The sequence below is a fragment of the Streptomyces durocortorensis genome (assembly GCF_016901035.1).
Taxonomy (GTDB): Bacteria; Actinomycetota; Actinomycetes; order Streptomycetales; family Streptomycetaceae; genus Streptomyces; species Streptomyces durocortorensis.
Genome location: NZ_JAFEUF010000418.1, coordinates 1 through 3,209, shown reverse-complemented (window position 1 = coordinate 3,209; position 3,209 = coordinate 1). Strand labels below are relative to the sequence as shown.

The window sequence follows — 3,209 nt, the reverse complement described above, 5'->3', positions numbered from 1 at the left end:
CCCGCGTACCCGCCGGCCGAGGTCCACGCGGCAGCGGAGCGGCGTCTCGCGCGGGAGCGGGAAGCGGCGGAGGCGGCCGGGGGCGGGGTTCCGCCGTTCAACACGACGATCGCGGTCGTCGCCACGGACGCGGACCTGACCCGGGCGCAGGCCCAGAAGCTGGCGGGCACCGCCCACGACGGCCTGGCGCGCGCGGTGCGCCCGGTCCATCTGCTGACCGACGGGGACACCGTGTTCACGCTGGCCACCGGGCAGGTGCCGGTGGAGCCCGGGGATCCGGTCGCCGTCAACGAGATCCTGGCGGCGGGCGCCGACGTCCTGGCGCGGGCCATCGTGAAGGCGGTCCGCGCGGCCCGGAGCACCGAGGGGCCGGGCGGCACGCTCCTGTCGTACACGGAGCTGTACGGAGACGGGCCGGAGTGATCGCGGGCGTCGCCGACTCGGGCATGAGGGCTGACCGAAACGGGCATGAGGGCCGGCCGAAACGGCAGGCCCCAGGGGGCGCGCGGCGCGGGCGAGGGGCGCACGGGCGGCCGACTTGCCGTCCGCGCAAGGGAGTTCATCCCAACCGCCCGAAATGCACCGGGAACAGGCGGGGAACTTTCTGCGTGCGCCCTACGTTTTTACCAACCCCGGTCACGATGTCGGACCCAGGGACTACGTTGAGCACGCATCAAGTAACACGCGGCGACGGCCTGGAGACACCACCTTGAGCGATCCGTACGAGACAACCGAGCACCACCTCGACCGACTCCTGCGACGCGCCCTGAACTCCTTCGACCTCCCCGACAGCACGGTCGACCGGCTCGGCACCGCGCTCGCCCACAGCAGTTCGCTGCACTCCTCGCACCACAGCTCCGTGCTGCACCGCGAGACCTACCGTCACACGTATCTCCTCGCCGACGGCTCCGCCCTCACCCTGTGGGAGCTGGTGCACAGCGCAGGCCGGGACGTGCGGGCCCCGCGCCGGCACGAGCTGTACGACGACGAGGGCGACGCCCGCATCGCCGCGTCCCGGCTCGCCGGGAGCCTGTGCGACTCCCCGGCCTTCGGCGACGAGGGGATGCGGGAGACGCAGGGGGAGCTGGAGATGCTGACGGTCCTGATGTCCGCCCCGCCGGCCCCGCTCCCCCGGACGTACGCCCCCGACAACTCCGCGGACCACGCCCGCCGGGTGCTGCGCCGCGCGGAGAACGACGACCGGCCGGGCGAGCGGAAGGCGCGGCTGCTCCGGTCCGCCTTCGCCCACCACATCACCCAGATCTTCGGGCGTCAGTGCCAGGTCGACGGCCGGCCCGCCGGGTTCACGCTCTACGAGCACGCGTTCCTGCTGCTGGACGGCAGCGAGACGAGCCTGTGGGAGGTCGAGCACACGGCGACGCCCGACGGCCGCCACATGTGCGAGGTCTACGAGGACGAGCACACCGCCCGCGCGGCGATGGAGAGCCGCACCCGGATCTGCTGACCCGGGCTGAGGTTCACGTACCGCAGCGGCGACGACACCCGGACGAAGCGGCAGGTCGAGCCGTACGCGACGGGGGCCCGGTTCGCGCCGAGACCGCTGCCGGTTGAGGGCGAGGAACCGGAGGGCGAGGGGCCGGAACACCACGGGCCGGAGGGTCAAGGGCCGGAGGCGGGCCGGTTCGCGGGCTCGCCTGAACAGGGGTGAGCCCCGACGCCGGGGGGGGTGGGCGCCGGGGCTCAGCTCAGGGACCGGAAAAACCGGTCGGGTGACCGGAATGACCCGGTCGGTCAGCCGGTGCGAACCGGCTTGATGGGGAGATTACGGGTTATTGGCTCACGCCGCAGCGTCAAAGCCCGTGTCGTGAGCCATTCGCTTCAATTCGAGCAGTGCGTGCTTCTCTATCTGGCGGATCCGCTCCCGCGTGAGGCCGTGCTGTTTGCCCACTTCGGTCAGGGTCCGCTCGCGCCCGTCCTCGATGCCGTACCGCATCTTGATGATCGAGGCGGTCCTGTTGTCGAGCTTGCCGATGAGGTCCTCCAGCTCCTCGCTGCGGAGCAGGGTCATCACCGACTGCTCGGGCGAGACGGCGGAGGTGTCCTCCAGCAGGTCGCCGAACTGGGTGTCGCCGTCGTCGTCCACGGACATGTTGAGGCTGACCGGGTCGCGGGCCCAGTCCAGGACGTTGCCGACGCGCTCGGCGTTGGAGTCGAGCTCGGCGGCGATCTCCGCGTGCTCGGGGTCGCGCCCGTGCTCGCGGTTGAACTCGCGCTGGACACGGCGGATCCGGCCGAGCTCCTCCACCAGGTGGACGGGGAGCCGGATCGTGCGGGACTGGTCGGCGATGGACCGGGTGATGGCCTGCCGGATCCACCAGGTCGCGTACGTGGAGAACTTGAAGCCCTTGGCATAGTCGAACTTCTCGACCGCGCGCACCAGGCCCGCGTTGCCCTCCTGGATCAGGTCGAGCAGGGGGAGCCCCGCGCGCGGGTAGCGGCGGGCCACGGCCACGACGAGCCGGAGGTTGGAACGGATGAATATGTCCTTGGCGCGCTCGCCCTCGGCGACCAGCGCCTCCAGCTCCTCACGCTTCGCGTCACCGGCGGCGCCCTCCACCTCGCCGTCGAGGATCTGCTGGGCGTAGACGCCCGCCTCGATGGTCTGCGAGAGGTCGACTTCCTTGGCGGCGTCGAGCAGCGGTGTGCGGGCGATCTCGTCCAGGTACATGCCGACCAGGTCGCGATCGGCGATCTCCCCGCCCACGGCGCGAACACTGCTTGCCCGGTCGGTCCCACCGGAGGCGGCGGACGTACGACGGGCGACGGCACGGGTTGCCATGCGTGCTCCCTTGCTGAGTAGGTCGCGACACCCTTTCGGGTGCCCTGCATCCGATGGAAACAACGACTGGAATCCGGACAGAATTCCCATGCGGCACATTCATTTTCGTGATCATGCAGTACCCTGTCCGGCTCGGTCCGCTGGACGTCGCTCCCGGATTCCGCCGGACGCGCAGGTCAGAGCCGGTACCGGGGGCGATCGGACCCCTTTCCGGCTCTCCGGCCGGGTACCCGGGATCGGCGCGCCTATGAGACCCCGCTCATACATGACCCCCACACCTCACCCCACCCGCCCACCCGCCGCCTAGCGTGGGGGGGGATACGGACGCCGGGCAGCCCGGGCGCCCCGGCCAGAAATGGGGCCGGGGGGGACGAGGGGCAGCCGGGTAGGCGGCACCCCCCCCGGGGCG

At 71.5% G+C, this 3,209-nt stretch carries 3 protein-coding genes and 1 pseudogene; 3 read left to right on the top strand and 1 reads right to left on the bottom strand.

Annotated elements, in window-relative coordinates; genetic code table 11:
* The 3 genes and pseudogenes from JS521_RS34810 to JS521_RS37100 form a co-directional block, all read left to right on the top strand.
* Positions 1-423, top strand: a 423-nt coding sequence (locus JS521_RS34810; RefSeq protein WP_205086864.1) for a P1 family peptidase, incomplete at its 5' end; no start/stop codon positions are given.
* A 286-nt stretch (positions 424-709) separates the two neighbouring features.
* On the top strand, positions 710-1,465 hold the full coding sequence (locus tag JS521_RS34805; protein WP_205086863.1) for a DUF6227 family protein: 756 nt from the start codon (positions 710-712) through the stop codon (positions 1,463-1,465).
* Positions 1,466-1,471: 6 nt separating this feature from the next.
* Positions 1,472-1,603: pseudogene (locus JS521_RS37100) on the top strand (transcriptional regulator); the annotation flags it as partial.
* Between the two features lie 195 nt (positions 1,604-1,798).
* Here JS521_RS37100 and JS521_RS34800 read toward each other — a convergent pair.
* On the bottom strand, positions 1,799-2,800 hold the full coding sequence (locus tag JS521_RS34800) for a sigma-70 family RNA polymerase sigma factor (protein WP_205086862.1): 1,002 nt from the start codon (positions 2,798-2,800) through the stop codon (positions 1,799-1,801).
* Between the last annotated feature and the right edge of the window lie 409 nt (positions 2,801-3,209).